Origin of the sequence: Ciceribacter lividus, from assembly GCF_003337715.1 — a bacterium.
Classification (GTDB): Bacteria; Pseudomonadota; Alphaproteobacteria; order Rhizobiales; family Rhizobiaceae; genus Allorhizobium; species Allorhizobium lividum.
The window spans coordinates 169772-195509 of record NZ_QPIX01000004.1; the positions used below are offsets into that span (position 1 = coordinate 169772).

General features: G+C 61.2%; 24 protein-coding genes. 15 read left to right on the forward strand and 9 right to left on the reverse strand.

What is annotated here, in order from left to right:
- Positions 1 to 32: 32 nt before the first annotated feature.
- Positions 33 to 1208 carry a capsule biosynthesis protein gene (locus tag DFR48_RS09110; protein ID WP_245415561.1) on the forward strand — a complete coding sequence of 392 codons (1176 nt, stop codon included), beginning with the start codon at positions 33 to 35 and terminating at the stop codon, positions 1206 to 1208.
- Positions 1209 to 1294: 86 nt separating this feature from the next.
- On the opposite strand, the gene DFR48_RS09115 is transcribed toward DFR48_RS09110, so the two are convergent.
- The 3 genes from DFR48_RS09115 to DFR48_RS09125 form a co-directional block, all read right to left on the reverse strand.
- Positions 1295 to 2035 (reverse strand): Bax inhibitor-1/YccA family protein, encoded by a 741-nt coding sequence (locus DFR48_RS09115; protein WP_114362841.1) that lies wholly within the window; start codon positions 2033 to 2035, stop codon positions 1295 to 1297.
- Between the two features lie 175 nt (positions 2036 to 2210).
- Complete coding sequence (locus tag DFR48_RS09120) at positions 2211 to 4757, reverse strand: ABC transporter permease (RefSeq protein ID WP_114362842.1); 2547 nt, start codon at positions 4755 to 4757, stop codon at positions 2211 to 2213.
- Positions 4754 to 5464 (reverse strand): ABC transporter ATP-binding protein, encoded by a 711-nt coding sequence (locus DFR48_RS09125; protein WP_114362843.1) that lies wholly within the window; start codon positions 5462 to 5464, stop codon positions 4754 to 4756. Before DFR48_RS09125 ends, DFR48_RS09120 begins: the two co-directional genes overlap by 4 nt.
- A gap of 85 nt (positions 5465 to 5549) precedes the next feature.
- Between DFR48_RS09125 and DFR48_RS09130 the strand changes: the two genes are divergently transcribed.
- The 8 genes from DFR48_RS09130 (at position 5550) to DFR48_RS09165 (ending at position 12585) form a co-directional block, all read left to right on the forward strand.
- The gene (locus DFR48_RS09130) at positions 5550 to 6203 is read left to right on the forward strand and encodes an arylesterase (protein ID WP_114362844.1); all 654 of its coding nucleotides are present in this window, start codon (positions 5550 to 5552) and stop codon (positions 6201 to 6203) included.
- Positions 6204 to 6271: 68 nt separating this feature from the next.
- Complete coding sequence (gene thpR / locus DFR48_RS09135) at positions 6272 to 6865, forward strand: RNA 2',3'-cyclic phosphodiesterase (protein ID WP_114362845.1); 594 nt, start codon at positions 6272 to 6274, stop codon at positions 6863 to 6865.
- A 178-nt stretch (positions 6866 to 7043) separates the two neighbouring features.
- Positions 7044 to 7430, forward strand: a complete 387-nt coding sequence (locus DFR48_RS09140) for a YkvA family protein (RefSeq protein WP_114362846.1) — start codon at positions 7044 to 7046, stop codon at positions 7428 to 7430.
- Between the two features lie 302 nt (positions 7431 to 7732).
- Positions 7733 to 8236, forward strand: coding sequence for an invasion associated locus B family protein (locus tag DFR48_RS09145; RefSeq protein WP_114362847.1), 504 nt, complete (start codon positions 7733 to 7735; stop codon positions 8234 to 8236).
- 265 nt (positions 8237 to 8501) lie between these two features.
- Positions 8502 to 9740, forward strand: a complete 1239-nt coding sequence (gene rlmN, locus DFR48_RS09150; RefSeq protein ID WP_114362848.1) for a dual-specificity RNA methyltransferase RlmN — start codon at positions 8502 to 8504, stop codon at positions 9738 to 9740.
- A 133-nt stretch (positions 9741 to 9873) separates the two neighbouring features.
- The gene (locus DFR48_RS09155) at positions 9874 to 10827 is read left to right on the forward strand and encodes an ABC transporter substrate-binding protein (RefSeq protein WP_114362849.1); all 954 of its coding nucleotides are present in this window, start codon (positions 9874 to 9876) and stop codon (positions 10825 to 10827) included.
- An 85-nt stretch (positions 10828 to 10912) separates the two neighbouring features.
- Positions 10913 to 11794 carry an ABC transporter permease gene (locus DFR48_RS09160; protein WP_114362850.1) on the forward strand — a complete coding sequence of 294 codons (882 nt, stop codon included), beginning with the start codon at positions 10913 to 10915 and terminating at the stop codon, positions 11792 to 11794.
- Positions 11791 to 12585, forward strand: a complete 795-nt coding sequence (locus DFR48_RS09165) for an ABC transporter ATP-binding protein (protein ID WP_114362851.1) — start codon at positions 11791 to 11793, stop codon at positions 12583 to 12585. Before DFR48_RS09160 ends, DFR48_RS09165 begins: the two co-directional genes overlap by 4 nt.
- 65 nt (positions 12586 to 12650) lie before the next feature.
- Here the strand turns inward: DFR48_RS09165 and DFR48_RS09170 are convergent, their stop codons facing one another.
- Entirely contained in the window at positions 12651 to 13292 is a 642-nt protein-coding gene (locus tag DFR48_RS09170; protein ID WP_112686725.1) for a LysE family translocator, read from the reverse strand.
- Positions 13293 to 13370: 78 nt separating this feature from the next.
- Complete coding sequence (locus DFR48_RS09175; protein WP_114362852.1) at positions 13371 to 14234, reverse strand: SDR family NAD(P)-dependent oxidoreductase; 864 nt, start codon at positions 14232 to 14234, stop codon at positions 13371 to 13373.
- A gap of 203 nt (positions 14235 to 14437) precedes the next feature.
- Between DFR48_RS09175 and DFR48_RS09180 the strand changes: the two genes are divergently transcribed.
- Positions 14438 to 15661, forward strand: coding sequence for an argininosuccinate synthase (locus tag DFR48_RS09180; protein WP_112686398.1), 1224 nt, complete (start codon positions 14438 to 14440; stop codon positions 15659 to 15661).
- Between the two features lie 51 nt (positions 15662 to 15712).
- On the opposite strand, the gene DFR48_RS09185 is transcribed toward DFR48_RS09180, so the two are convergent.
- Positions 15713 to 16906, reverse strand: a complete 1194-nt coding sequence (locus DFR48_RS09185; RefSeq protein ID WP_114362853.1) for a multidrug effflux MFS transporter — start codon at positions 16904 to 16906, stop codon at positions 15713 to 15715.
- Positions 16907 to 17177: 271 nt separating this feature from the next.
- Here DFR48_RS09185 and DFR48_RS09190 point away from each other — a divergent pair, with 271 nt between their 5' ends.
- The 4 genes from DFR48_RS09190 (at position 17178) to DFR48_RS09205 (ending at position 23703) form a co-directional block, all read left to right on the forward strand.
- The gene (locus DFR48_RS09190) at positions 17178 to 19265 is read left to right on the forward strand and encodes a M3 family metallopeptidase (RefSeq protein ID WP_114362854.1); all 2088 of its coding nucleotides are present in this window, start codon (positions 17178 to 17180) and stop codon (positions 19263 to 19265) included.
- A 126-nt stretch (positions 19266 to 19391) separates the two neighbouring features.
- Positions 19392 to 20972: an alkaline phosphatase D family protein gene (locus tag DFR48_RS09195; RefSeq protein WP_114362855.1), complete on the forward strand. Its 1581-nt coding sequence runs from the start codon at positions 19392 to 19394 to the stop codon at positions 20970 to 20972.
- A 189-nt stretch (positions 20973 to 21161) separates the two neighbouring features.
- Entirely contained in the window at positions 21162 to 22994 is a 1833-nt protein-coding gene (gene typA / locus DFR48_RS09200; RefSeq protein ID WP_112686404.1) for a translational GTPase TypA, read from the forward strand.
- Between the two features lie 202 nt (positions 22995 to 23196).
- Positions 23197 to 23703 (forward strand): GNAT family N-acetyltransferase, encoded by a 507-nt coding sequence (locus tag DFR48_RS09205; RefSeq protein WP_114362856.1) that lies wholly within the window; start codon positions 23197 to 23199, stop codon positions 23701 to 23703.
- Positions 23704 to 23722: 19 nt separating this feature from the next.
- Here the strand turns inward: DFR48_RS09205 and DFR48_RS09210 are convergent, their stop codons facing one another.
- On the reverse strand, positions 23723 to 24427 hold the full coding sequence (locus tag DFR48_RS09210) for a hypothetical protein (RefSeq protein ID WP_245415562.1): 705 nt from the start codon (positions 24425 to 24427) through the stop codon (positions 23723 to 23725).
- Positions 24428 to 24533: 106 nt separating this feature from the next.
- Here DFR48_RS09210 and ppa point away from each other — a divergent pair, with 106 nt between their 5' ends.
- Positions 24534 to 25067 carry an inorganic diphosphatase gene (gene ppa / locus DFR48_RS09215; protein ID WP_112686408.1) on the forward strand — a complete coding sequence of 178 codons (534 nt, stop codon included), beginning with the start codon at positions 24534 to 24536 and terminating at the stop codon, positions 25065 to 25067.
- A gap of 6 nt (positions 25068 to 25073) precedes the next feature.
- Here the strand turns inward: ppa and DFR48_RS09220 are convergent, their stop codons facing one another.
- A complete protein-coding gene (locus DFR48_RS09220; RefSeq protein WP_114362858.1) occupies positions 25074 to 25388 on the reverse strand; it encodes a DUF167 domain-containing protein in 315 nt (104 codons plus the stop codon).
- Positions 25385 to 25705, reverse strand: coding sequence for a YggT family protein (locus tag DFR48_RS09225; RefSeq protein ID WP_114362859.1), 321 nt, complete (start codon positions 25703 to 25705; stop codon positions 25385 to 25387). The genes DFR48_RS09220 and DFR48_RS09225 overlap by 4 nt, the downstream gene beginning before the upstream one ends.
- Positions 25706 to 25738 lie beyond the last annotated feature (33 nt).

Genomic DNA, 25738 nt, shown 5'->3' on the forward strand with positions numbered 1-25738 from the left:
GAGAATTGGCCGAGGCCTTCGAGAAGGCGGGCGTGCCGACGCACCGCGTCAACTTTTCGCTCGGTGACCAAGTCTATTGGCTGAAGCGAGGCGCGATCAACTACCGCCGCTCGTTGAAGCATTGGCCGGCTTTTCTCGAAGCGTTGATCCGCCGGGAGAATGTCACCGACATTCTCTACTACGCAGACCAGCTGCCTTATCACAAGGTCGCCTGCGAAGTTGGAGCGAGGCTCGGCGTCCGCTGTCACGCGGTGGAGTTCGGCTACCTGAGACCCGACTGGATCACGCTCGAACGCGACGGTATGGGCCATCTCTCCCATTTTCCCAATGATCCAGCCGCGGTGAGAGCGATCGCGGAAAAGGTCAATGCGCCCGACCTCCATGTCCGCTATCCACACACGTTCGGGCAGGAGGCGTTCAATGAGGTCTTCTACAACCTTACGGCATTCTTCGGTCGCGTCTTCTTCCCTCTCTACACGGCGGACAAGTACTACTCGGCGCTGATCGACTATCTGCCCTGGCTCGTGCGGTGGGTTCATCGACCCCGCACGACCCCACCCGAGCTCTTCGAGAACGGTCATGTGCCGTTCTTCATCGTCGCCCTTCAGCTGCAGAGCGACTATCAAATCCGGGCGAACTCCCCCTACAGACATCTGGAGGAGATGCTGGATGAGGTCATCGCGTCATTCGCGGCGCACGCCGCTGTCGGTCATGCTCTCGTATTCAAGCAGCATCCGCTCGACAACGGGCTGGAGCGGTGGGGCAAAAGGATCGCGCGGATCGCCGAGAAGTATGGCGTCTCCGAACGGGTCATGTTCATCGAACAAGGCAATCTGGATGCGATCCTCCGGCAGTCGTCGGGTACCGTCGTCGTCAACTCGACGGTTGGCATTCACAGCATCAGAAAACTGAAGCCGACGATTGCCCTCGGCTGTGCCGTGTACGACATCCCGGGACTGACACATCAAGGAAGTCTCGATGCGTTCTGGACCAATCCTGAACCGGTCGACGAGCAGCTTCTTCACGATTTCATAGCCGCCTTGGCCGCTACAATTCAGGTCAAGGGAAGCTTCTACAACAAGGAAGGCCGGCACATCGGAGCGGCTGAGATCGTGCAGCGGATAACCGAAGCCAGGGTCAACGAGCCGGGCGCCTTGATCGACCCGGCGCCTCGTATTGGCTCACCAAAAGCATCGCCGCCGCGGTAAGGTGGTCCTGAGGCCGACATCGTTCGACAATGAAAAACCCGCTGGCGCAACCAGCGGGTTTTGTCTGTTACAGCCTATACCCGCCGTTACTCGCGGTTACCGAGGAAGCGCAGCAGGAACAGGAACAGGTTGACGAAATCGAGGTAGAGCTGCAGCGCGCCCATGATCGCCTTGCGGCCTGCGGCATCGCTGCTGTCGGCTTCGTAATAGGATTCCTTGATCCGCTGCGTGTCCCAAGCGGTGAGGCCTGCAAAAATCAGCACGCCGATGACCGAGATCGCGAAGTCGAGAGCCGAGGAGGCCAGGAACAGGTTCACGAGGCTCGCGATGATGAGGCCGAACAGCCCCATGATCAGGAACGAACCCATCGCGGAGAGATTACGCTTGGTCGTGTAGCCATAGAGCGACAGTGCGCCGAAAGATGCGGCCGTCACGAAGAAGGTCTGTACGATGCTCTGTCCGGTGTAGATCAGAAAGATCGAGGACAGCGACAGGCCCATAAGGGCGGCGTAGATCCAGAAGGTAAGCTGTGCGGCCGCGACGCTCATCGCATGAATGCGGAAGCTCATGAAGAAGACAAGCGCGACCGGCGCGAAGATGACAACCCACTTCAGGCCGCTGACATAGATCGCCTGACCAAATGCCGTCAGCTGACCGTTATCGACGGCGAGATTGAAGCTCAGATACGCTGCAACTCCCGTGATCGCCAGGCCGAGTGCCATCAGGTTATAGACCTTCAGCATATAGGCGCGAAGGCCTTCGTCGATCATCGTGGCCGACTGAGCGTTGCCGCCCGTCCGGCTTTGGTAGTTACGAAGTTCAGCCATTGTTTCCTCTTTTCAAGCTTCGGAATGGATACGGTGTCGGGTCATGATCCCGAGGCGCCGCTGCGAAGCTCAGCATGCCTGTGGACAATATGAGGTTTTCCGGGCTTTGCTACAAGAGCAGGCGTCCTCAAAAAACGGGGAGCTTCGATCGCGCGCGATACGAGGATGAAGGCTTTCAGAGTTCTCGCAGCACGGGAGCGGCCTTCTGTCCCAGTATTCGCCAGGTTCCGGTCAATCCGACGCCGACCGTAATCAGGAGAGAAAGTGCGAGTGTCGTCAGAGCCACGGCAGGAAGGAACGATGACGGGAGATTCATGATCCGGGCGGTGACGTACCAGGCCGCCGCGCCGCCGCCTGCGAGCGCGAAAGCGGCGGTTGTCGCGCCGAGGAGAAGGTACTCGTAGGTGAACGCGCGGATCAGCAGGCCTCGCGTGGCGCCGAGGGTTTTCAATACGACCGCGTCATGGGTCCGCGCGCGATTTCCGGCCGCCAGAGCCCCCGACAGAACAAGGACCGAGGTGACGAGCGCAATTCCGGCCGCTGCCCGGATTGCCGTCGCCAACTGGCCGACCAGCCGTTCCACGACGTCCAGCGCGTCCTTGACCCGCACACTTGTGATGGTCGGATAACTGCGGGTTACCGCTTTCAATATGGCAGCTTCCTCTGCGCTCGTTGCGTCGGGCAGCGTGAGCGTCGCCAACCACGTGTGCGGTGCACCGGCAAAGGTGTTCGGAGAGAAGATCATCACGAAATTGATGGAAAGCGATTCCCAGTCGACCTTGCGGAAATTGGCGATCCGGGCGGTGATGCTTCGTCCAAGGACGTTGACGGTCACCGTATCGCCGATCTTCAGTCCAAGCTGTTCCGCCTCTTCCGCAGAAAAGGACACCAAAGGTTCGCCCGTGTAGTTTGCCGGCCACCAATCGCCGGCAGTCACCGTTGCATTTCCGGGCAACGCCTCCGCATACGTGATGCCGCGGTCGCCACGAAGCACCCATCGCCCGGCAGGCGGTACCTCCATCTTCGTCACGTCCGTGCCGTTGAAAGCGAGAATGCGACCACGCAGCATAGGAACCTCCTCGACGCGGCCCGCCGGCGAGCGAGTGGCGAGAAGACGACGGAAGTCCTCCAACTCGGTCTTCTGGATGTCGACGAAGAAGAAGTTCGGCGCCCGTTCCGGGAGACTGCTGGTTAGTTCTCGGCGCAGGTTTCCGTCGATGAGCGCCAGCGCGACGAGGAGCGTAAGGCCAAGCCCGAGGGAAAGAACCACGGAGGGCGTGAGGGCTCCCGGGCGATAGATGTTGCCGATCGCAAGACGCAGGGCCGCAGACGACGGACGAGGGGCACGCCGCGCTGCCAGCGCGATCAAGAGCGCCACGAAGCGCAGGACGACGAAGCCGACGGCCATCGAAACCAGGAAGAGGGCCGCAATCCAGCGATCTTCGGAGACGCCGATCGCCAGCGCCGCGAGGGCGGCAAATAGAAGCGCGGCCGCGAAGACGTAGGCGCGCGAGGGCCAGCCGCCGGCCTCCAGGCCCTGTTCCCGAAAGAGAGCGGTTGCCGGTATCTCGCGGACGTGACCGAGGGGCAGGATGGAAAAGGCAAGCGTGACCAGCATGCCGAACAGCGATGCGAGCGCGAGTGCGCCTGGATAGAGTGTCGGAGCGACGGGGATCGGCAGTACCTGTGCGAGATACTGTGCCGCGATCATCGGTGCCGCGATCCCGACGACGAGGCCGCCGGCGATGCCGAAGGCCGCGATGATGGCGATCTGGATGAAATAGACCAAAACGACGACCGTCGCCGGAGCCCCGAGGCATTTCAGGGTGGCGATCACCACGCGCTTGCTGTCGAGGAACGCACGGACGGCATTGGCGACACCAACTCCGCCGACGATCAGGGCGGTGAGGCCGACCAGAGTGAGGAACTGCGAAAAGCGCGCGATGTTTTCGCTTAATGCCGGAGCGGCCCGGTCGCTGGTGCGGATCGACCAGCCGGCATTCGGCAGCGTCTTCTGGGCCTTTTTCCGCAGATCTGCGGGTGAGAGCTGGGTGTCATGCAGCCGGATCTTGTAGGCATGCTCGACCAGACTGCCAGTCTCCACAAGGCCGGACGCGCGGAGACCGTCGAGGCTCGTTAGCAGACGGGGTGCAAATCCCATTCCGTCGGAGATGGCATCCGGTTCCGCTGCAATCACGCCGTTGATGCGAAAGCGGGCCTTGCCGACCAGAAGCTCGTCGCCGGGTGCAAGGCCGAGGCGTTCGAGCAGGAGAGGTGCCGCCAGCGCTCCGAAGACGCCGTCCCTTTCTGCGAGCGCCTCGGCGAGAGGCATCGGCGGGTTGGATGCGAAGGTGCCGTAAAGCGGATAGAGTTGGTCGACGGCCTTCACTTCGACCAGCGACTGGTCAGAGCCGTCGGGCAATCGCGCCATCGAACGCAGGACGGTCGACACCGCGACTGTCCCGAGTTCGTCCAGAAAACGTCGTTCCTCCGGTGTGGCTTCGCGGTTGTTCAGTTCGAAGCGCGCGTCTCCTGCAAGCAGCGCCTGGCCTTGCGAGGCGATGGCGTCCGTGATCGCGGTGGAGACGGAATTGACGGCCGCGATCGCCCCCGTGCCCAGCGCGATGCAGGCGAGAAAGATGTAGAAGCCTCGCAACCCGCCGCGCAACTCGCGGACTGCAATCCTGAAAGCCACGCGAAGCCGAGGAAGAAATGCTTTCATGCCGGCAGTCGCTCTTCAAGCCGCTCGCGTGACCGGTCCTCGACGATCACACCCGACATCACCTTGACCTGCCGCGAGCAGCGCGCCGCCAGCAGCGGATCGTGCGTCACGAGCAGCAACGTCATGGCCCGCTCGGCCTGTTTGGCGAAAAGGAGATCGGCGATCTGGCGACCGGTCTCGGTGTCGAGGTTACCTGTCGGCTCGTCGGCGATCAGTACCGCCGGCGACGGTGCGAGCGCTCTGGCAATGGCGACGCGCTGCTGTTCGCCGCCTGAGAGTTGTCCCGGATAGTGGCTCAGACGCTCGCCGAGGCCGACCGCCTGAAGCTCACGCCGGGCTATGTCGAACGCGTTGCGGACGTTTGCGAGTTCGAGCGGCACCGCGACGTTCTCGAGCGCCGTCATGTTGGCGATCAGGTGAAACGACTGAAAAACGATGCCGATGTTCCGGCCACGGAAATCCGCCAGCGCATCCTCGTTCAAATCATGGAGCGCCGCACCGTTGATGAAGATTTCACCCCGATCGAGCCGCTCGAGACCGGCCAGCACCATGAGAAGCGTCGATTTGCCCGATCCGGACGGGCCGACGATCCCGACTGCCTCGCCGCGGTCGATGACGAGATCGATCCCCTTCAGCACGTGGACAGCCGCCGCCGCGCTTCCGAGCGTCAGGTCGGCCTTCTTTACTTCGATGATTGTTTTTCCCACGCGCGCTCGCCCTATATGTTGAGTATCACCTGCAGGACCGATCTGCCGTTCTGCCGCGGGCTCTGGTCAATTTAGGGAAGGCACCATGAGATTTAAAGCAGCGATCCCCCTTTTTGCCGCTCTGGCCTTCGTTGTCACGCTGATGTCCAGCCCCCTCGAGGCGGAGGATGACCCGGTGCAAATCGTCGGCTTTGGCGACAGCCTCATGGCCGGCTATCAATTGCCTCCAGAAGACGCACTTCCCGCGCAACTCGAAAAGGCCCTGGCTGTTGCCGGCCGCAAGATCGTCATTACGAATGCCGGCGTATCCGGCGATACGTCCGCTGCGGGACTGGCGCGCGTGGATTGGTCCGTTCCTGACGGGACGGACGGCGTCATTCTGGAGTTGGGCGCCAACGACGCCTTACGCGGCATAGCGCCGGAAGAGACGGAGAGGAACCTCGACGAGATCGTGAGCCGGTTGCGCAAGCGCGGGATCGAGGTTCTTCTCGTCGGCATGCTTGCTCCGCCGAACATGGGGACGGAGTATCGGGAACGGTTCGATCCGATCTACAGGCGATTGGCCGACAAGTACGGACTGGAATTCTATCCGTTCCTTCTCGATGGCGTGGTGACTGAGGCCGGTCTGAAGATAGACGACGGGATGCACCCCAACGCCAAAGGGATTGCGGTCATCACCCGGCGGATGCTGCCCGCCGTGGAGCGCTTCCTCGATCGCATTGCCTCAGACACAAATTAGGGGGTTGCGCGGATCGGCATTGCGTGATTCGCTATTGTTATCTGCAAGAGATTCGGGGAGAGCTCGCCATGCCGAGACTGTTCACTGCCCTCGAAATTCCGCGTAATGCGGCTCTCAGCCTTTCCCTGTTGCGTGGCGGGCTCCCCGGGGCTCGCTGGATCGACGTGGAGAACTACCACATCACCTTGCGCTTCATCGGGGACGTCGACGGACGGACGGCGGACGAGATCGTCGACCGGCTGGACCGTATCGATCGGCCGGAATTCCTCTTGAGCCTGAGCGGCATCGGTTCGTTCGGCTCGAAGAAGCCGCATTCGATTTGGGCCGGCGTTTCTCCAGCGCCCGAAATGTATGCGCTGCAGGCGGAGATCGAGCGCATCTGCCAGCGTATCGGCCTGCCGCCGGATCCGAGAAAGTTCAGTCCGCACGTGACGCTGGCCCGACTCAAGTCGTCGAGGGTAGACGACGTCGTTCACTACCTTTCCGGGCGGGGCGATTTCCACACCGGACCCTTCCTCGTCTCGCGTTTTGTCCTGCTCTCCTCGAAGGAATCCGTCGGAGGTGGGCCGTATCTGACCGAGGAAGTATTCCCGCTTCATGAAGCCCATTCGGTCGCAAGCTTTTCTGGCAGGGACTCGCAGCCGGCAAAGAGCATGTTTTAGTCGGCCGGAGGCCGTTGTTTCCGCAACATGGACTCGGACCATCGTCAGCCGAGGTCGGCTGCGTTTGCGTGCCGCCACGCGACCGGATAGCCGTGAGCGGGTCGCCCGCCGCGATGGCGAGGGGAATTGAATTCCGCGCACCCTTTCCCATATCGTTGGCAGAATGCGAGGACGGACAATGGACGATATCAAGATCGGCGAGATCCTGCTGCCAGGCGACGAAGAAGCCCAGGAACGCCAGGAAAAGACCGTCAGAGCAAGGTTCTGGCCGACCATGCGCAAGGCCATACGCCAACTGCCGTTCGGACGTGATGTCGTCGCTGCCTATTACTGCGCCACCGACCGACAGACCCCGTTGCGGGTGCGTGGCATACTTTTGGCGGCTCTCGGCTATTTCGTACTCCCCTTCGATGCGATCCCCGACATGCTGGCAGTCGTGGGCTTCACTGACGACATTGCGGTATTGACGACGGCGTTTGCGCTGATAAGCAGTCACATCCGGGAGCAGCATTACGAAGCGGCAGATCGCGCGCTCGCCGACGAACCGGGCGTCGCCGTCGGGTGATAACCCGAGCAACGGTCGGGTGCCGATGCCCGCGTCGTGGGCTCGACCGTGCCGTTGGCGGGAAAGGACAAACTCTCGCCGGATTTGTTCTGTTGTGATCAGAGTGCTGGGGTAGTACTCACCGTCAGATGATGCGGACGATCCAGATTCGGTCTGGTTGGCTGAAATGCTGCCTTCGGCGACGAGATTGGATGCCTTGTTGACGGTTTAGTAACCTAAATTAAGTCAAACTGAATCAGGTTTTAAGATAATGGCTCGGCGCACGGTCGGGCCTTGGACGGAAACGTAAGCGGCAGGACAACATGTTTGTAAGACGTATCGCAACCGCATTGGCAATCGTGCTGGCAGGCTACGGGACAGCCACCGCTCAGGCGCCGACCCGCATCGAGCAGTTCAAGGCATGGGGGGCGTATTCCTACAAGGCGAACGGCGGAACGGTGTGTTACGTACTGTCGGTCCCGACCGCCAAGGAACCCGCGGCGGTCGACCATGGTGACATTTTCTTCATCGTCTCGCAGCGTCCCGGCCAGAACATCTCCTATGAGCCGCAGGCGATGGTGGGCTACAAGCTCAAGGACGGCTCGAAGGTGAACGTCACCATCGACAGCAAGAACTTCGTGATGTTCACCAAGGACAAAGCGGCCTGGGTCGAGAATGCCGCTGAGGAACCGGCCCTCGTCGCCGCTATGAAGGGCGGCTCGTCGATGACGGTCAAGGCGACCTCTGCCCGGGGGACCGCGACGTCCTACACCTACTCCCTTTCAGGCATCTCGGCGGCGCTCAGCAAGATCGAGAACTGCAAGTAACTCCGGTGCGACGCGCACATGACTGTTTTATCCGCAACGGGAAGCCGGCTTCTGCTGTCTTCCCGTTACGTCGTTTCTTGGGCGTCGATAAAGCTGTTCCATATTCCGGATGACGCCGACCGCGTTTGGTGGTAAAGGGCCGCCGGAAAACCTATATGGTCCGGATAAATCCAATTCCTCCGGTGGTACTCTACAGGAACTAGACGGCCAGCACGCCCGCAACGACATGATCGCGGGTGATGCGTGGCGCGTGAGGTGAAACGGTATGGCTTCTCTCGACGCTGTGATTTCAGGCAAACCCAAGGCCGCGCTCGCGCCGGTCGAGGACGCGATCTCCGGCAAGCCGTCGCTGATCGGTCTCGACCGGGAGCAGCTTGCTGCTGCGTTGCGCGACAAGGGTGTGCCCGAAAAGCAAGTCAAGATGCGTGTTGCGCAGATATGGAACTGGATCTACGTCCGCGGCATCTCCGATTTCGACGCCATGAGCAATGTCGCGAAGGACATGCGCGACATGCTCAAGGCGAATTTCACGATCGCCCGGCCGGAGATCGTCGAGGAGCAGGTCTCGAACGACGGGACCCGTAAGTGGCTGCTGCGTTTTCCGCCACGCGGCGCCGGCCGCCCTGTCGAGGTGGAGACCGTCTATATCCCTGAGGAAGGTCGCGGAACGCTCTGCATATCGAGCCAGGTCGGCTGTTCACTCACCTGTTCCTTCTGCCACACCGGAACGCAGAAGCTGGTGCGAAATCTTACCTCCGAAGAGATTCTCTCGCAATTGCTGCTGGCGCGCGACCGATTGGGTGATTTCCCCGACCGCAATGTTCCTGTCGGCGCGATGCTGCCCTCCAGCGACCGAAAGATCACCAATGTCGTGATGATGGGCATGGGCGAGCCGCTCTACAACTTCGAGGAGGTGAAGCGTGCGCTGCTGATCGCTTCCGACGGCGACGGACTTTCGCTTTCCAAGCGGCGCATCACGCTTTCGACGTCCGGCGTCGTTCCGGAAATCTATCGGACGGGCGAGGAGATCGGCGTCATGCTGGCGATTTCGCTGCACGCGGTGCGCGACGAGCTCCGCGATATGCTGGTTCCGATCAACAAGAAGTATCCCCTGAAGGAGCTGATGGCTGCCTGCCGCGCCTATCCGGGTCTTTCGAATGCCCGTCGCATCACCTTCGAGTACGTGATGTTGAAGGACGTCAACGACAGCCTGGAGGACGCCAAGGGACTGGTGCAATTGCTCAAGGGTATCCCCGCGAAGATCAACCTGATCCCGTTCAATCCGTGGCCAGGCACGAATTACCAGTGTTCCGACTGGGAGCAGATCGAAAAGTTCGCCGACTTCATCAATCAGGCGGGATACGCCTCACCCATCCGCACGCCGCGCGGCCGTGATATTCTCGCTGCCTGCGGGCAGCTCAAATCCGAGTCCGAACGCATGCGCAAGACGGAGCGACTGGCGTTCGAGGCGATGATGATCGCCAATCACGGCGAAGACGACTAAAAACTCTCCGACAGGCCGAAAAGGCGACGTTTTGGCGCGCGAATCCGTGCTGCGGCGGTTGGTTCGCGATTGATTTCGTGCGTTCATCTGCCTAAGAAGGCCGCCAGTAAGCGACAGAGATTGGAGATAACTCATGCGCGCTCTCGTACTTGCCCTCGTAGCCGCCACGGCCCTTGCGATGCCGGTCCGTGCAGACGAAGTGACGGTTGCCGTTACGGCCATCGTCGAGCATCCGGCGCTCGACGCTGCTCGCGACGGCGTCAAGGAAGCGCTGGCGGAAGCCGGCTTCAAGGAAGGAGAGAACCTCAAGTTCCTCTACGAGTCCGCCCAGGGCAATCCGGGCACCGCGGCTCAGATCGCGCGGCAGTTCATCGGCGAGAGCCCGAACGTGATCGTTCCGATCTCCACGCCGTCGGCACAGGCGGTCGTCGCTGCTACGCGTGACATTCCGGTCGTCTTCACGGCCGTGTCCGACCCGCTCGGTGCGCAGCTCGTCAAGGATATGCAGAAGCCGGGCGGCAACGTCACCGGCCTTTCCGACATGTCTCCGGTTGCCGACCACGTCGCGCTGATCAAGGAGATCACGCCCAACGCCAAGACGATCGGCTTCATCTATAATTCCGCCGAAGCCAACTCCGTTTCCACGCTTGCGGCTTTGAAGACGGAAGCCGAGAAGGCCGGCCTCGCGGTCGTCGAATCCGTCGCCACCAAGTCGGCGGAGGTGCAGGGGGCGACCCGTGCGCTCGTTGGCCGCGCCGACGTAATCTACATCCCGACGGACAACACTATCGTTTCGGCACTCGAGGCTGCGGTGGGTGTGGCGGTGGAAGCCAAGATCCCGCTCTATGCCGGTGATACCGACTCGGTCGCCCGCGGCGCCCTCGCGGCCATCGGCTTCAATTACTTCGATGTCGGCAAGCAGACCGGCGAGATCGTTGCCCGTGTTCTGAAGGGCGAGGCTCCTGGTGACATCCCGGTTCGCGTTGCGGCCGGCACCGATCTCGTCATCAACAAGTCCGCGGCCGCCAAGATGGGGGTCGAGTTCTCCGAAAGCATCGTAAAGCGGGCGACCAAGATCATCGAATAAGCCAATCTTACGCAAGGCCGCCACAAAGGCGGCCTTGCTCATTGCCCGTGCCGCAGGCGCCGGGTTTGTACAAGGACTGACTGCCGTGAGCCAAATCGCCTTCTGGGGTGCCGTCGAGCTCGGCCTGGTTTTCGCCTTTGTCGCTATCGGCGTGTACTTGGCCTTCCGCGTCCTCGATTTTCCGGATCTTACCGTCGACGGATCGTTTCCTCTCGGGGCAGCCGTCGCTGCCGTTCTCATCATTGCGGGGCTGAATGCCTGGCTGGCGACGGCCATTGCGATGGTGGCCGGGTCCATTGCCGGCTTGGTGACTGCGGTGCTCAACGTCCGGTTCAGGATCCTCAACCTGCTTGCCTCGATCCTGACGATGATCGCGCTGTTCTCGGTCAATTTGCGCGTCATGGGCAAGCCGAACGTCGCGCTGCTCAATCAGGACACGATGCTCACGCCCTTCTACGGGCTCGGCCTCTCCGACTACCACGTTCGCCCACTGTTCCTTTTCGTCTTGGTCGGCCTCGCGGTTTTCCTCGTCTGGCGTTTTCTGGAGAGTGACGCGGGACTTGCGATGCGTGCGACAGGCGCCAATCCGCGCATGGCGCGGGCGCAGGGTGTCTCGACCGGTAGCCAGATCTATCTCGGCATGGCGATCTCCAACGCGCTCGTCGCGCTCGGTGGAGCGCTGTTCGCGCAGACGAACGGCTTTGCCGACGTCACCTCGGGTGTGGGAACCATCGTGGTGGGCCTCGCTGCCGTTATCATCGGCGAGACCCTGTTCGGGAACCGTGGTCTGCTGATAGCGCTCATCGGCTGTATTGTCGGTTCGATCGCTTACCGCCTCGCCATTCAGCTTGCCCTGTCCTCCGACGTGCTCGGTCTGAAGGCGTCCGACCTCAATTTCGTTACCGCCGTACTCGTCGCCGTCGCGCTTGTTCTTCCGAGGCTGCGTCGCGGAGGAGCCTCGTCATGATCTCGCTCGAAAACATCCAGGTCGTTTTCGGTCGCGGCACGCCGCTTCAGAAGCAGGCGCTTTCGGGCGTCAGCCTTTCCATCGAAACAGGTTCGTTCGTCACCGTCATCGGCTCAAACGGTGCAGGAAAGTCGACCCTTCTCGGTGTGCTCGCCGGCGACGTCCTTCCGACCGGCGGCCGCGTCACGATCGGCAGTACCGAGGTGACGCGAAAAACGACGGCGCAGCGCGCGGGGCTGGTCGCACGCGTTTTTCAGGATCCGCTGGCGGGAAGCTGCGGTGCACTCAGTATCGCGGAAAACCTGGCTCTTGCAGCCATGCGCGGGAAGCGCCGGGGATTGGCGGACGCTCTCGGTGGTAATCGCCGGGCCGAGTTCAGGGATCGCATCGCCGCACTCAATCTCGGCTTGGAAAACCGCATGGGCGACCGCATGGATCTGCTCTCCGGAGGGCAGAGGCAGGCCGTCTCGCTGGTCATGGCGACGCTCGCCGGCTCGGAAGTCCTATTGCTCGACGAGCATACGGCGGCGCTTGATCCGGGCATGGCCGAGTTCATCATGGAGCTCACCCAGTCGATCGTTGCGGAACGGAAGCTCACGACGCTGATGGTCACCCATTCCATGCGTCAGGCGCTGGACTACGGCACCCGGACGATCATGCTGCACGCCGGTGAGATCGTGCTCGACGTCTCAGGCGACAGCCGCAAGGACCTGCAGGTTGAAGATCTGATCGCGATGTTCCGCAAGATTCGCGGGCAGACACTCGATGACGACGAATTGCTGATCGGCTGATCTACAGCAGTTGTTTTCCCGATAATGGCACCCGGCTTTCGCCCGGTGCCATTTTCATTTGCTCCTCAGCGCGCCTGCGTAAAGAAGATCTTCACCGCGAAAATCGAGAAGACGCCGGCAAAAGTATAGTCGATGGCGCGCAGCACCTTTCGGTTCGTTTGCAGCCATGCCGACAGCCCGTCGGCCATGAAGATGATCGCAAGCCCGATCGGCAAGGACAGGATGATCGACCATATGCCGAGAAACAGCAGCTTGCCTGTGACATGCGGGTCGCTGGCGCTGACGAACTGCGGCAGGAAGGTCATGAAGAAAATGATGACCTTTGGGTTCAGCAAATTGACCCAGAGCCCGTTCAGAAAGGCCTGTACCGGAGCCGACTGGCGCTGGCCGTCGGCGCGAACGACGAAATTTGAACCATGGCGCACCGCCTGGATGGCAAGCCACAGCAGATAGCCCGCACCGCCCGTCTTCAGGATGGTGAACGCCGTCGGCGAGGCAACGATCAACGCGGAAATGCCGAAGGCGACCAGCATCGTATGGATCGAAATCCCGAAGCTCGTACCGGCGAGCGTCATCAATCCGGTCGCTCGTCCGTCGCGCAACGAACGACTGATCCAGAGCGTCATATCGGGTCCGGGCGTGATGGCGAGCAGGAAAATCGCCAGGCTGAAGGCGAGGATGACCGGAAGGTTCGGGATGAAATCCATGGAGGGGTCCGTAGTGAAGAAAGCCCGGAAGGGCGACGCTGTTGCATCATCCATACCGGGCCTGCGACGGCTTGCCAATCAGCCTTGCTTCTCGATGAGGTGGGCCTTGAAACTGTCGGCGTAGTCGGCATGCCACCGGGAGAGGGGCGGGCGGTTCTCGACGATGTCTCCGACCGCCCAGAGCATGCGTATCTCGTCGGTGCGGCGATCAACCTCGTTGTCAGGGCACAGGATGTAGAAATCACCCTTCGAGAGGCTTTCCATCATGAAGTCCACCGTCTGTTCCGGTGTCCAGGCACCGGCCGGCTTCTCAGTCCTTCCGTTCGCTGTAAGCGCGGTGAAGACGAAGCCCGGGATCAGTAGATGGGCCGAGACCTGGCAGCCCGGCGTATTTCGCAGCTCGTGCTGCAGAGCTTCGGTAAAGGCCTTCACACCGGCCTTGGAGACATTGTAGGCTGGATCGCCGGGCGGCGTGGTGATACCCTGCTTCGAGCCGGTGTTGATGATGAGCGCCGGTTCTCCGTGGGAAATCATGCCGGGGCCGAAGGTGCGGCTGCCGTTGACAACACCCATCAGGTTGACGGCAAGTACATTCTCCCAGTTGGCCTGGGGGCCGAATATGGCGCTGCCCGGCTGTATTCCGGCGTTGTTCATCAGCACGTGGACGCGACCGAAACGCTGAACGACGGTGCGCTCCAGCGCCTCGAGCTCTTCCCGCTTCGACACATCCGTCGGAATGGCAACCACGTCGGTTGCGCCGCTATGGGAGAGCGCGGCGACTGTGGCTTCAGCTTCGGCCAGTCGCTCGCCGACCAGATCGGCGATTACCACGCACATGCCGAGGCGTGCAAAGTACTTGGCGGCGGCCAAACCGATCCCGGATGCCCCGCCGGTGACCACAGCGAGATTCCCCTTCTTGAATGCCGGGTGAAGTCTTGTCATGCAAATCTCCTCAGCTCATCGGGTGAAGGGGTGATATGGCCTATGGCGGCGGGAAGGTCAAATCTCCAATTTGACGCGTGTCCGGTTCGAGGCTGACACTCCTCTTCCGGCACCGCTTCCCCTTGCACGCGGCGACAATCTCGCTAAAAGTGCCGCCAAACACGCACTCTGCTCACCGCTATCCTGTAAAAGTGGAACTCGACATGGCACTTCCGAAAGACGTCAAGAAGGTCGTTCTCGCCTATTCCGGCGGCCTCGACACCTCCATCATCCTGAAATGGCTGCAGACCGAACTCGGCGCTGAAGTCGTCACCTTCACCGCCGACCTCGGCCAGGGTGAGGAACTCGAGCCCGCACGCAAGAAGGCTGAGATGCTGGGCATCAAGGAGATCTTCATCGAGGACGTCCGTGAGGAATTCGTCCGCGATTTCGTCTTCCCGATGTTCCGCGCCAATGCCGTCTATGAAGGTGTCTATCTGCTCGGCACCTCGATCGCCCGTCCGCTGATCTCCAAGCACCTGATCGAGATCGCCAGGAAGACCGGCGCCGACGCCATCGCCCACGGTGCGACCGGCAAGGGCAATGATCAGGTCCGCTTCGAGCTGTCGGCCTACGCACTCAATCCCGACATCAAGATCATCGCGCCGTGGCGCGACTGGTCGTTCAAGAGCCGCACGGACCTTCTCGAATTCGCCGAGAAGAACCAGATCCCGGTTGCCAAGGACAAGAAGGGCGAGGCTCCCTTCTCGGTCGATGCCAACCTGCTGCACTCGTCTTCCGAAGGGAAGGTCCTCGAGGACCCGTCGCAGGAAGCACCGGAATACGTGCATATGCGCACGATTTCGCCGGAAGCTGCCCCGGACAAGCCGACCGTCATCAAGATCGGCTTCGAGAAGGGCGACGCGGTCTCGATCAACGGTGTGCGCATGAGCCCGGCGACGATTCTTGCGAAGCTCAACGACTACGGCCGCGACAACGGCATCGGACGCATCGATCTCGTCGAAAACCGCTTTGTCGGCATGAAGTCGCGCGGCGTTTATGAAACGCCTGGCGGCACGATCCTGCTGGCCGCTCACCGCGCAATTGAATCGATCACCCTCGACCGTGGCGCAGCGCACCTGAAGGACGAACTGATGCCGCGCTACGCCGAGCTCATCTATTACGGCTTCTGGTTCTCGCCGGAACGCCAGATGCTGCAGGCGGCCATCGACCTCAGCCAGAAGGATGTCGAGGGCGAGGTGACGCTGAAGCTCTACAAGGGCAATGTCATGGTGATCGGCCGCGAGAGCGAAAAGTCGCTCTATTCCGACAAGCTCGTCACCTTCGAAGACGACCAGGGCGCCTACGACCAGAAGGATGCTGCCGGCTTCATCAAGCTCAACGCACTGCGTCTGCGTACGCTCGCCAAGCGCAACCTCGGCAACTGACAGGTTCCGATTCTGTGAAAAGCCTGCCGCGCGGGAGCGTGGCAGGCTTTTTCATGCCATTCTGCGGCTTGCGCGGAGAAAGCCGAGATAGGCGAGGATTGCTACAAACTCCATTGCCGGAATGACGATCCCGAACGCCCGCAGCGGATCGCCGATCAGCGCTCCTGCAAGACCACCGAGAAAGCCGGAGCCCATCTGCACGAAGCCGATCAGGGCCGCGGCCGAACCGGCGATCGCCGGATGCGGCTGTAGCCCCGCGGTGGTGATGTAGGGAATCACGAAGGCCATGCCAAAGGCGCATATGGCGACCGGTACCATGATGGAAAGGAAGCTCGGGTCGACAAAAGCGACCGAAAGGGCAATGCATGCACCTCCGGTTCCGGCGAGTGCCAGGCCGGTAAGAAGCGCCCACTTTTCACCGAGACGAGGCGACAGCATCCGCAGAACAACCGAGCCGAAAAAGAAGGAACCGGTTTGCATCAGCATTCCAACTCCGAATTCGGCCGGGCTCAGACCGACCCTCTTGATCAGGATGAAGGGCAGCATCGTCGACTGGGCGTAGAGGGCGCCGACGGTGCCGGCGAGCACGAAGGCTGCGAGAAGTACCCGCATGTCGGTGACGAGCGTTGCATAGGCGTCAAGCAGGCGTGATGGTTTGATGAGCGCGCGGTCGGGCTTCGTCGTCTCGCGCATCAGGAAGGCGACAATGAGCCAGCTGAAGACACCGAAACCCACCATTGCGAAAAACACGGCCTGCCATCCGGAAAGGGCAAGGGCGAGGCCTCCGAGCGTCGGGCCGGCTGCCGGGCCGACAGCCAGCATGATGCCGATCATGTTGAGGATGCGCGCTGCTTCAGCACCTGTGAATTGGTCTCGGACGATGGCGCGGGAGACGGTAATGCCAACCGAGGCGCCGGCACCCTGCACCAGGCGGCCGGCAAGAAGCAGTTCGACAGACGGTGCAAAGGCAGCCACCAGGCTCCCCAGCAGGTAGACGCCGAGAAAGGACAGCGTGGCGATCCGGCGTCCGAAGGCGTCGGAGCATGGGCCAGCGAGAAGCTGCGCGAAGGCAAAGCCGAAGAAATAGAGCGAAAGGCTGAGTTTGATGGCGGCATCCGACGTGCCGAAGGCATGCACGAGTTCAGGCATGGCCGGCGTGTAGATCGCCATCGAAACGGGGCCGATGGTCGTCAGCAGCGCGCCGATCAATGACGTTCGGCTCTCGCTCATCCGCTGTGGTGCCATCGCTGTCTGTCCGATGTTCGAGTCTGCCCGGGAGGCGCGCCGCGAGGAAGAGCAGGTGCGGCGCAAGTGTGCGGACCATAAGCCTCCCGCCCAGATTTGACGAGAGGCAAAGCAGCGACCCCGGGGACCGGATTCGTGCCGTGGCTTTGAAGAATCATGGACCGTGCCGAGTTTTGCCCTGCCGGTCCTTGCCAAGTCCGCGCTCGGCGCCCCATATCGGTAGCCATGTCCAACCCGCCGGTCGGTCGCGACCAGATGAAGGGAATACGAGATGGCCGCAGCTTCCACACTCAACCCAGCGCTCACCGAATGGAACGGCTTCCAGGGGCTGCCCCGGTTCGAGGCGGTATCCGAGGACGACTTCGCGCCGTCCTTCGAGGCGGCCTTCCTGGAGCATGACGCGGAAATCGAGGCGATTGCCGGTAATCCGGAGCCTCCGACTTTTGCGAACACCGTCTCGGCACTGGAGATCGCCGGCGAAAGCCTGTCGCGAACTTCGGCCTTGTTCTGGAATCGCGCCGGAGCCCACACCAACGAAACGATTCAGGCGCTCGAGCGGCAAATCGCGCCGAAGCTGTCGCGCCACTATTCGAAGATCGGGATGAATGCGGCACTCTTTGCGCGCATCGATTCACTTTGGCAGCAGCGCGACAAGCTCGGCCTGTCGGTGGAGGAGATGCGTGTCCTAGAGCGGCATTGGAAGGGTTTCGTCAAGTCCGGTGCCTTGCTCGCGAAGCCACAACAGCAGAGGCTTGCCGAGATCAACGAACGACTGGCGGGCATGGGGGCCAGGTTCGGGCAGAACGTGCTCGCCGACGAGAAGAACTGGTCACTGCTGCTTTCTTCCGATGCGGAGCTTTCCGGCCTGCCGGATTTCCTCAAGGACGCAATGGCGGCAGCCGCTCGCGACCGCGGCGCCGAGGGCAAGTACGCCGTTACTCTCTCACGCTCGATCATCGAGCCGTTTCTCACGTTTTCCGAACGGCGAGACCTGCGCGAGCAGGCTTTCAGAGCTTGGACCGCTCGTGGAATGAACGAGGGCGAAACCGACAATCGCGGCATCGTGCGGGAGACGCTCTCGCTTCGGCGGGAACTGGCCGATCTGCTCGGCTACGCGAATTTCGCCGAGTTCAAGCTGGACAATACGATGGCGAAGACGGCGGGTGCCGTGAACCACCTCCTGATGACCGTATGGGAGAAGGCCGTCCGCCGCGCCGGAGAAGAGGAGGCGGACATTGCCCGCCTGATCGCCGGAGAGGGGCACAATCACGAAGTCATGCCCTGGGATTGGCGCTATTACGCCGAAAAGATCAGGGCGCTGAAGTTCGATTTCTCCGAAGCCGAGCTAAAACCCTATCTCCAGCTCGAGAAGATCATCGATGCCTGCTTCGATGTTGCCAGCCGGCTCTTCGGCATCATCGCCGTCGAGAAAAAGGGCATTCCCGCCTATCATCCGGATGTTCGCGTCTTCGAAATCCGCGACCGGAGCGGGACGCTCGTCGCGCTCTTCCTCGGTGACTATTTCGCCCGTCCCTCCAAGCGGTCGGGAGCCTGGATGAGCGCCTTCCGCTCCCAGCACAAGCTGACGATGAAAAACGGCACCACGGGTGAAATGCCGATCATCTACAATGTCTGCAACTTCGCGAAGCCTGCAGAGGGCAAGCCGGCGCTGCTTTCGCTCGACGACGCGCGCACGCTGTTTCACGAATTCGGACACGCGCTGCATGGCATGCTGTCAAACGTCACCTATCCTTCTGTCGCCGGCACCGGCGTGTCGCGCGATTTCGTGGAGCTGCCGTCGCAGCTCTATGAGCACTGGCTGACCGTACCGGCTATTCTGGAACGCTATGCGATCCACTACGAGACCGGCGAGCCGATGCCGAAGGCACTCCTCGACAAGGTGCTGGCGGCGCGCACCTTCAATGCCGGCTTCAATACCGTGGAGTTCACATCCTCTGCGCTGGTCGACATGGCGTTCCACACGCGGACCTCGGTCGACGATCCGATGGCGGTGCAGGAGGAAGTCTTGAAGGAGATCGGCATGCCGCGTTCCATCGTCATGCGTCACGCCACGCCGCACTTTCAGCACATCTTCGCCGGCGGCTATTCCGCCGGGTACTACTCGTACATGTGGTCGGAAGTTCTCGACGCGGATGCCTTCTCGGCTTTCGAGGAGACCGGCGACGCCTTCGACACGGTGATGGCCAGGAAGCTGAAGGACAACATCTATTCGGTCGGCGGTTCGGTTGATCCGGAGGACGCCTATCGGGCTTTCCGGGGCAAACTGCCAGACCCCGACGCGATGCTGCGCAAGAAGGGGTTGGCGATGATGGAGGAGATCCACGGCAGTGACGCCTAGATCACCCCGAGAGTGTCACAGAACGGTGACGTAACTTTCATATCCGGATCAAGCGACTGACATGAAGCTCTGATTGTTTCCGCCGGCGGGCGATGGTCGTCCGCCAGCCAAACGAGGAGAGGTTTCATGACACAGTCACTGAAGGCGCTGTCGCGTCGTTCGTTTCTTCTGTCCGCAGGTGCGACCGGCGTCGTCGCCGCGTCGGGTCTGCCACTTCCGTTCTATGCTCGTGCCGCGGAGCGACCGCTCTTCACCCACGGCGTCCAGTCCGGCGACGTCGACATGTTCTCGGGCATGATCTGGACCCGGGTCGATCGTCCCTCGCGCATCTTCATGGAGTATGCGACGAACGAGAGCTTCTCCAACGCCGTCAAGCTGGCGCCGCTCGACGCGCTGCCGGAGAGTGACTTCGCCGTGAAGCGCCTGTTGACGGAACTGCCTTCCGATCAAGACATCTTCTACCGTTTCGTCGCAGCTGACCTCTCTTCCATCAATACGCTTTCCGAGCCTGTTACGGGTCGCTTCCGCACGGCGCCCGCCTCGAAGCGGTCGGTGCGTTTCGCCTGGTCGGGTGATACCGCCGGACAGGGCTGGGGCATCGACGAAACCGGCATGAAGACCTATTCGACGATGGCCAAGCATCAGCCCGATTTCTTCATCCATTCGGGCGACACCATCTATGCCGACGGCGCAATGAAGGATGAGGTCGCTCTTTCCGATGGCAGCGTGTGGAAGAATAAGGTGCTGATCGATGAGAAGCGCAAGGTGGCCGAGACGCTCGCCGAGTATCGCGGGCAGTGGAAGTACAACATGCTGGACAGCCATGTCCGCGACTTCAACGCCGTCTGTCCGACGTTCTTCCAGTGGGACGACCACGAGGTCGTCAACAACTGGTCTGCATCGAAGGATCTGACGAGCGATGACCGGTACACGGAAAAGTCCGTTTCCCTCCTGACGGCCCGTGCGGCGCGCGCCTTCCACGAGATGACGCCGATCCGCTACACACCTGCCGAACCGGGTCGGGTCTATCGCAAGATCGCCTACGGCCCCCTCGTCGACGTCTTCTTCATCGACCTGCGCTCTTACCGTGGTGCCAATCACGACAGCATGGAAACGGAGCTTTCGCCCGAGGCCCGGATCATGGGGCTCGAGCAGGTCAACTGGCTGAAGCGCGAACTTGCGGCATCGAAGGCAACCTGGAAGGTGATTGCCTGCGACATGCCGATCGGCCTCATCGTCTGGGACGACTTCAAGAATCGCAAGGGCGCCGAAGCGATCGCGCAAGGGGACAACGGTCCCGCGAAGGGACGCGAGCTCGAGATCGCCGACCTTCTGCGCTACATAAAGACGGCTGGCATCACGAACACAGTGTGGTTGACCGCCGACGTGCATTACACGGCCGCCCACTACTACAATCCCGACAAGGCGCAGTTCCAGGATTTCGAACCATTCTGGGAGTTCGTCTCCGGCCCGCTCCATGCCGGCACGTTCGGGCCCAACGATCTCGACATGACTTTCGGGCCGGAACTCAAGTTCGTGAAGGGGCCGACTGCCGAACAGGGGCAAAACCTGCCGCCCTCGATGGGGCTGCAGTTCTTCGGCCTCGTCGACATCGACGGGCAGAGCGAGCAGCTGACGGTCCGGCTCATGGATCGCGACGACAACGAGCTCTACAAGGTCACCCTTGATCCGGTGCGTAGCGCCTGAGACTTCGAGGCAGGGTCGGCTTTCCGGCCCTGCCTCCCGAAGATGTGTACCGGCGGCAGAGGTCCTCGGAAAAGGCTGTGGCCGGGGCTTTTGCCTTTTTTTCTTTCGCAAACGCAAAAAACACGGTATGAGCGCGCCAAACAAACAAGGCGCCCCTCCGTTTCGCGCCCAGCCTCAGAGATACCTAATATGAAACTTCGCAATATCGCCATCATTGCGCACGTCGACCATGGGAAGACGACCCTTGTGGACGAGCTCCTGAAGCAGTCCGGTTCGTTCCGCGAAAACCAGCGCGTTGCAGAACGCGTGATGGACTCGAACGATCTGGAAAAGGAACGCGGCATCACCATTCTCGCCAAGGCGACGTCGGTAGAATGGAAGAACACGCGCATCAATATCGTCGACACCCCCGGCCACGCCGACTTCGGCGGCGAAGTCGAGCGCATCCTGTCTATGGTGGACGGCGCGATCGTTCTGGTCGATGCTTCGGAAGGCCCGATGCCACAGACCAAGTTCGTTGTCGGCAAGGCGCTGAAGGTCGGTCTTCGTCCGATTGTCGCGATCAACAAGATCGACCGTCCGGACGGCCGCCACGAAGAAGTCATCAACGAAGTCTTCGACCTGTTCGCCAATCTCGACGCAACCGACGAACAGCTCGACTTCCCGATCCTCTACGGTTCGGGTCGCGACGGCTGGATGAACGTCAATCCGGAAGGCCCGAAGGACCAGGGCCTTGCACCGCTGCTCGACCTCGTGCTTGAGCATGTTCCGGAGCCGAGCGTCGGCGATGAGGACGGCGCGTTCCGCATGATCGGCACGATCCTCGAGGCCAACCCCTTCCTTGGCCGTATCATCACCGGTCGTGTCCATTCGGGTTCGATCAAGCCGAACCAGGCCGTCAAGGTTATCGGCCAGGATGGTAAACTGATCGAAAACGGCCGCATTTCCAAGATTCTCGCCTTCCGCGGCATCGAGCGCACCGCCATCGACGAAGCCCATGCGGGTGACATCGTCGCGATTGCCGGCCTTTCCAAAGGCACGGTTGCCGACACGTTTTGCGATCCGTCCGTGACTGAGCCGCTCACCGCTCAGCCGATCGACCCGCCGACGGTTACCATGTCCTTCCTCGTCAACGACAGCCCGCTGGCTGGCACCGAAGGCGACAAGGTCACCAGCCGCGTCATCCGCGACCGCCTGTTCAAGGAAGCTGAAGGCAACGTCGCGCTGAAGATCGAAGAAGCCGAAGGCAAGGACTCCTTCTTCGTGTCCGGTCGTGGCGAATTGCAGCTGGCCGTGCTGATCGAGACCATGCGCCGCGAAGGCTTCGAGCTTGCCGTTTCGCGTCCGCGCGTCGTCATGCACAATGACGAGACGACCGGACAGTTGATGGAGCCGATCGAGGAAGTCGTCATCGACGTGGACGAGGAGCATTCCGGTATCGTCGTGCAGAAGATGTCCGAGCGTAAGGCCGAAATGGCCGAGCTTCGGCCTTCCGGTGGCAATCGCGTCCGTCTGGTGTTCTTTGCGCCGACCCGCGGCCTGATCGGCTACCAGTCGGAACTGCTGACCGATACCCGCGGCACGGCCATCATGAACCGCCTGTTCCACGACTATCAGCCCTACAAGGGCCCGATCACTGGCCGCACCAACGGTGTGCTGCTGTCGAACGGCGCCGGCGAGGCTGTCGCCTATGCCATGTTCAATCTCGAGGACCGCGGTCCGATGATGATCGAGCCGGGCGAGAAGGTCTATGCGGGCATGATCATCGGTATCCACACTCGCGACAACGACCTCGAAGTCAACGTTCTGAAGGGCAAGCAGCTCACCAACATCCGCGCCGCCGGCAAGGATGAAGCGGTCAAGCTGACCCCGCCGATCCGCATGACGCTCGACCGCGCGCTGTCCTGGATCCAGGACGACGAACTGATGGAAGTCACCCCGAAGTCGATCCGCCTGCGTAAGATGTATCTCGACGCCAACGACCGCAAGCGGTTCGACAAGGCCCGCGCCGCTCAGGCTTAATGAGATAATGCTAATATGAATCATTAACCCCGGTTCGAGAAACCGGGGTTTTTATTTGTGGTTACGAATCCTCCGGTCTTGTCGGACCGTTTAAAAAAGCGTTAAAATTTCGCCTATGGTCCGGATGAAAAGTCTGTGGGCAATGTCCCGTTCGCGCAGAGGGCGAATGGCGAAATGGCCCCGACGGGACGAGAGTGGCGTTATGAAGACGTTGTCGATTGATGTTCGGCCTGCGGAACCGCAGGACGCTGCAGCCATCGCGGAGGCGCATCGCCTCTCGTGGCAGCACGCCTATGCCGGCCTCATTCCGCACCACGCGCTGACAAAGATGATCGAACGGCGAGGGGAGACCTGGTGGCGGAAGGCTACCCGAGGTCCTGCGACGATTCTCGTCGTCGATGTTGCGGGCACAATCGCAGGATATGCGACGGTCGGCCTCAACCGTTCCCGTGCGTTGCCGCAGGAAGGCGAGATCTACGAGATCTATATCCGCCCGGAATACCAGGGGATCGGCCTCGGCTATCTGCTTTTCGGTGAGGCGCGTCGTCTTCTGAAATCGCTCGGCTGCTCCGGTCTCGTCGTCTGGTGCCTCGAGGAGAGCGCCCACGCCTCACAATTCTTCCGCTCGAACGGAGGTGTAGACGCCGTCGAGGGCATGGAGGATTTCGGCGAGGCGCAGCTGAAGAAGCTGGGTTTCATCTGGCACTAGATCTGCTGTTCGCCGCAGCCTACCGCACAGTCTCTGGCCACACGTGCGTTGGTTCACCGCTCTTTTCGCCGCGTTGCCCGAACCACGCGCTTCTGTCCCTGCCACAGGCAAATCCTGGCACTTGTTCGTCGGCCACTCGGCGGGCGAGTTCGTTGGCCTCAGGATTGGACAGCGCATCAACATAGCCGACGACGCAGCCGCGCCCGTCCTCCGGCTGGGCGACGCGTGAAATGACGAGAACCTGTCCGGTGCTCTCTTTCGTCGGCATACCCGCCTTGTCGTCGACGTTCTCGATGAACCAGCGCAGGATTGTCGCCACTGGTTTGCGTGAGGTGTCGAGCCTCCATTCGATCTTGCTTCCCACGTGGTTGAAGGCCTCGAAGGATTCGAACACCTCGTTTTCCAGCGCCTTGTCGAGCGGACCGTAGAGGATGCTTTGGCGGAGATCGCTCTCGGCGAAGTGCACGTCGTATTCGCCGAACCCGCGGCACAGCAGGCTCACGCCCATCTCGTCCTCGGCGACCGTGCGGCACTTGTCGAGATCGAGGTCCGTGTAGGTGCTGTCGTTGGCCCATGCCGCGTGGGTGATCACCGGCCACATCAGCAGCGCCGCCAGAAATCTAGAAATAGGTGGTTTCATCGTGCGTCCCCCGTTTGTGGCGTTATAGCAGCCGGGTGGCGCATGCAGCGAGGCACTGATGCAAAAAACTGCGGCGCGTGCCACACCACGTCTCCTTCCGACGGATGCGACCTTCTCCCAAAGCCGTGTTGCATTGCGCAATGATTCCCATTAGGACAGCCGGGATTTCAACATACCCATGGGGTTAGACATGCGCATCGATGCAATTGCCGTTGGCAAGAACCCGCCCGACGACATCAACGTCATCGTCGAAGTTCCGGTCGGCGGTCATCCGATCAAGTATGAAATGGACAAGGACGCCGGCGCGCTCATCGTTGACCGCTTCCTCTATACCCCGATGACCTACCCGGGTAACTACGGCTTCGTGCCGCATACACTGTCGGACGACGGCGACCCGATCGATGTCCTGATCTGCAATACCCGCCCGCTGCTGCCTGGCTGCGTGATCAATGTCCGCCCGATCGGCGTGATGATCATGGAAGACAATTCCGGTAAGGACGAGAAGATCATCGCGGTGCCGTCCCACAAGCTGACGCAGCGTTACGACAAGATCGAGAACTACACCGATCTGCCGGAAATCACGCTGAAGCAGATCGAGCACTTCTTCGAGCACTACAAAGATCTGGAGCCGGGCAAGTGGGTGAAGATCGGCGGCTGGCAGGACGTCAGCGTCGCCAAGCAGCTCATCCTCGAAGCCGTGCAGCGCGCCAAGGCTTCCAAGTAAGGCGCTTCAGCGCGCCAGAAGCGCCTCGACCTTTTTTGCCAAGTCCTCCGGATCTCCGTCGATCCGGAGGATTTTTTGTCTGGCGGTATCGCCGGATATCACCGAAATCGAGGACTTCGGCACACCGATCGCCTTCGAGAGGAGCGCGATGAGGGCTTTGTTGGCCTTTCCCTTCTCAGGGACGGCTGTCACCTTCGCCTTCAGATGCGCTTCGTCGTTGGCGTTGACCTCGACGCCGTCCACCTGGTCACGCCCGGCATTCGGCGTCAGCCGTACGGACAGTCGCAAGTGGTCGCCGTGGATGCTGTATGGCGGCTTCAAGCGAAGATCGGATAGATGCTCGTCCACATCAGGGACCGGACGAAGAAGATGATCAGCAGGACGATGATCGGAGAAATGTCGATGCCCCCGAGATCCGGCAGCACCCGGCGGATCGGTCGGAGCGCCGGCTCGGTGACGTTGTAGAAGAAAGTTCCGAGCGAATTGACGAAGCGGTTGCTCGCGTTGATGACGTTGAACGCGTAGAGCCAGGAGAAAATGGCACTCCCGATCAGGACCCAGGTGTAAAGGCTGAGAGCCAAATCGATCGTTTGAAACAACGCCAGCATAATCGTCTCCATTTCAAGGTTGACAGACATGTAGACATTGGCAGCTTATCGGGCAAGTGCTGC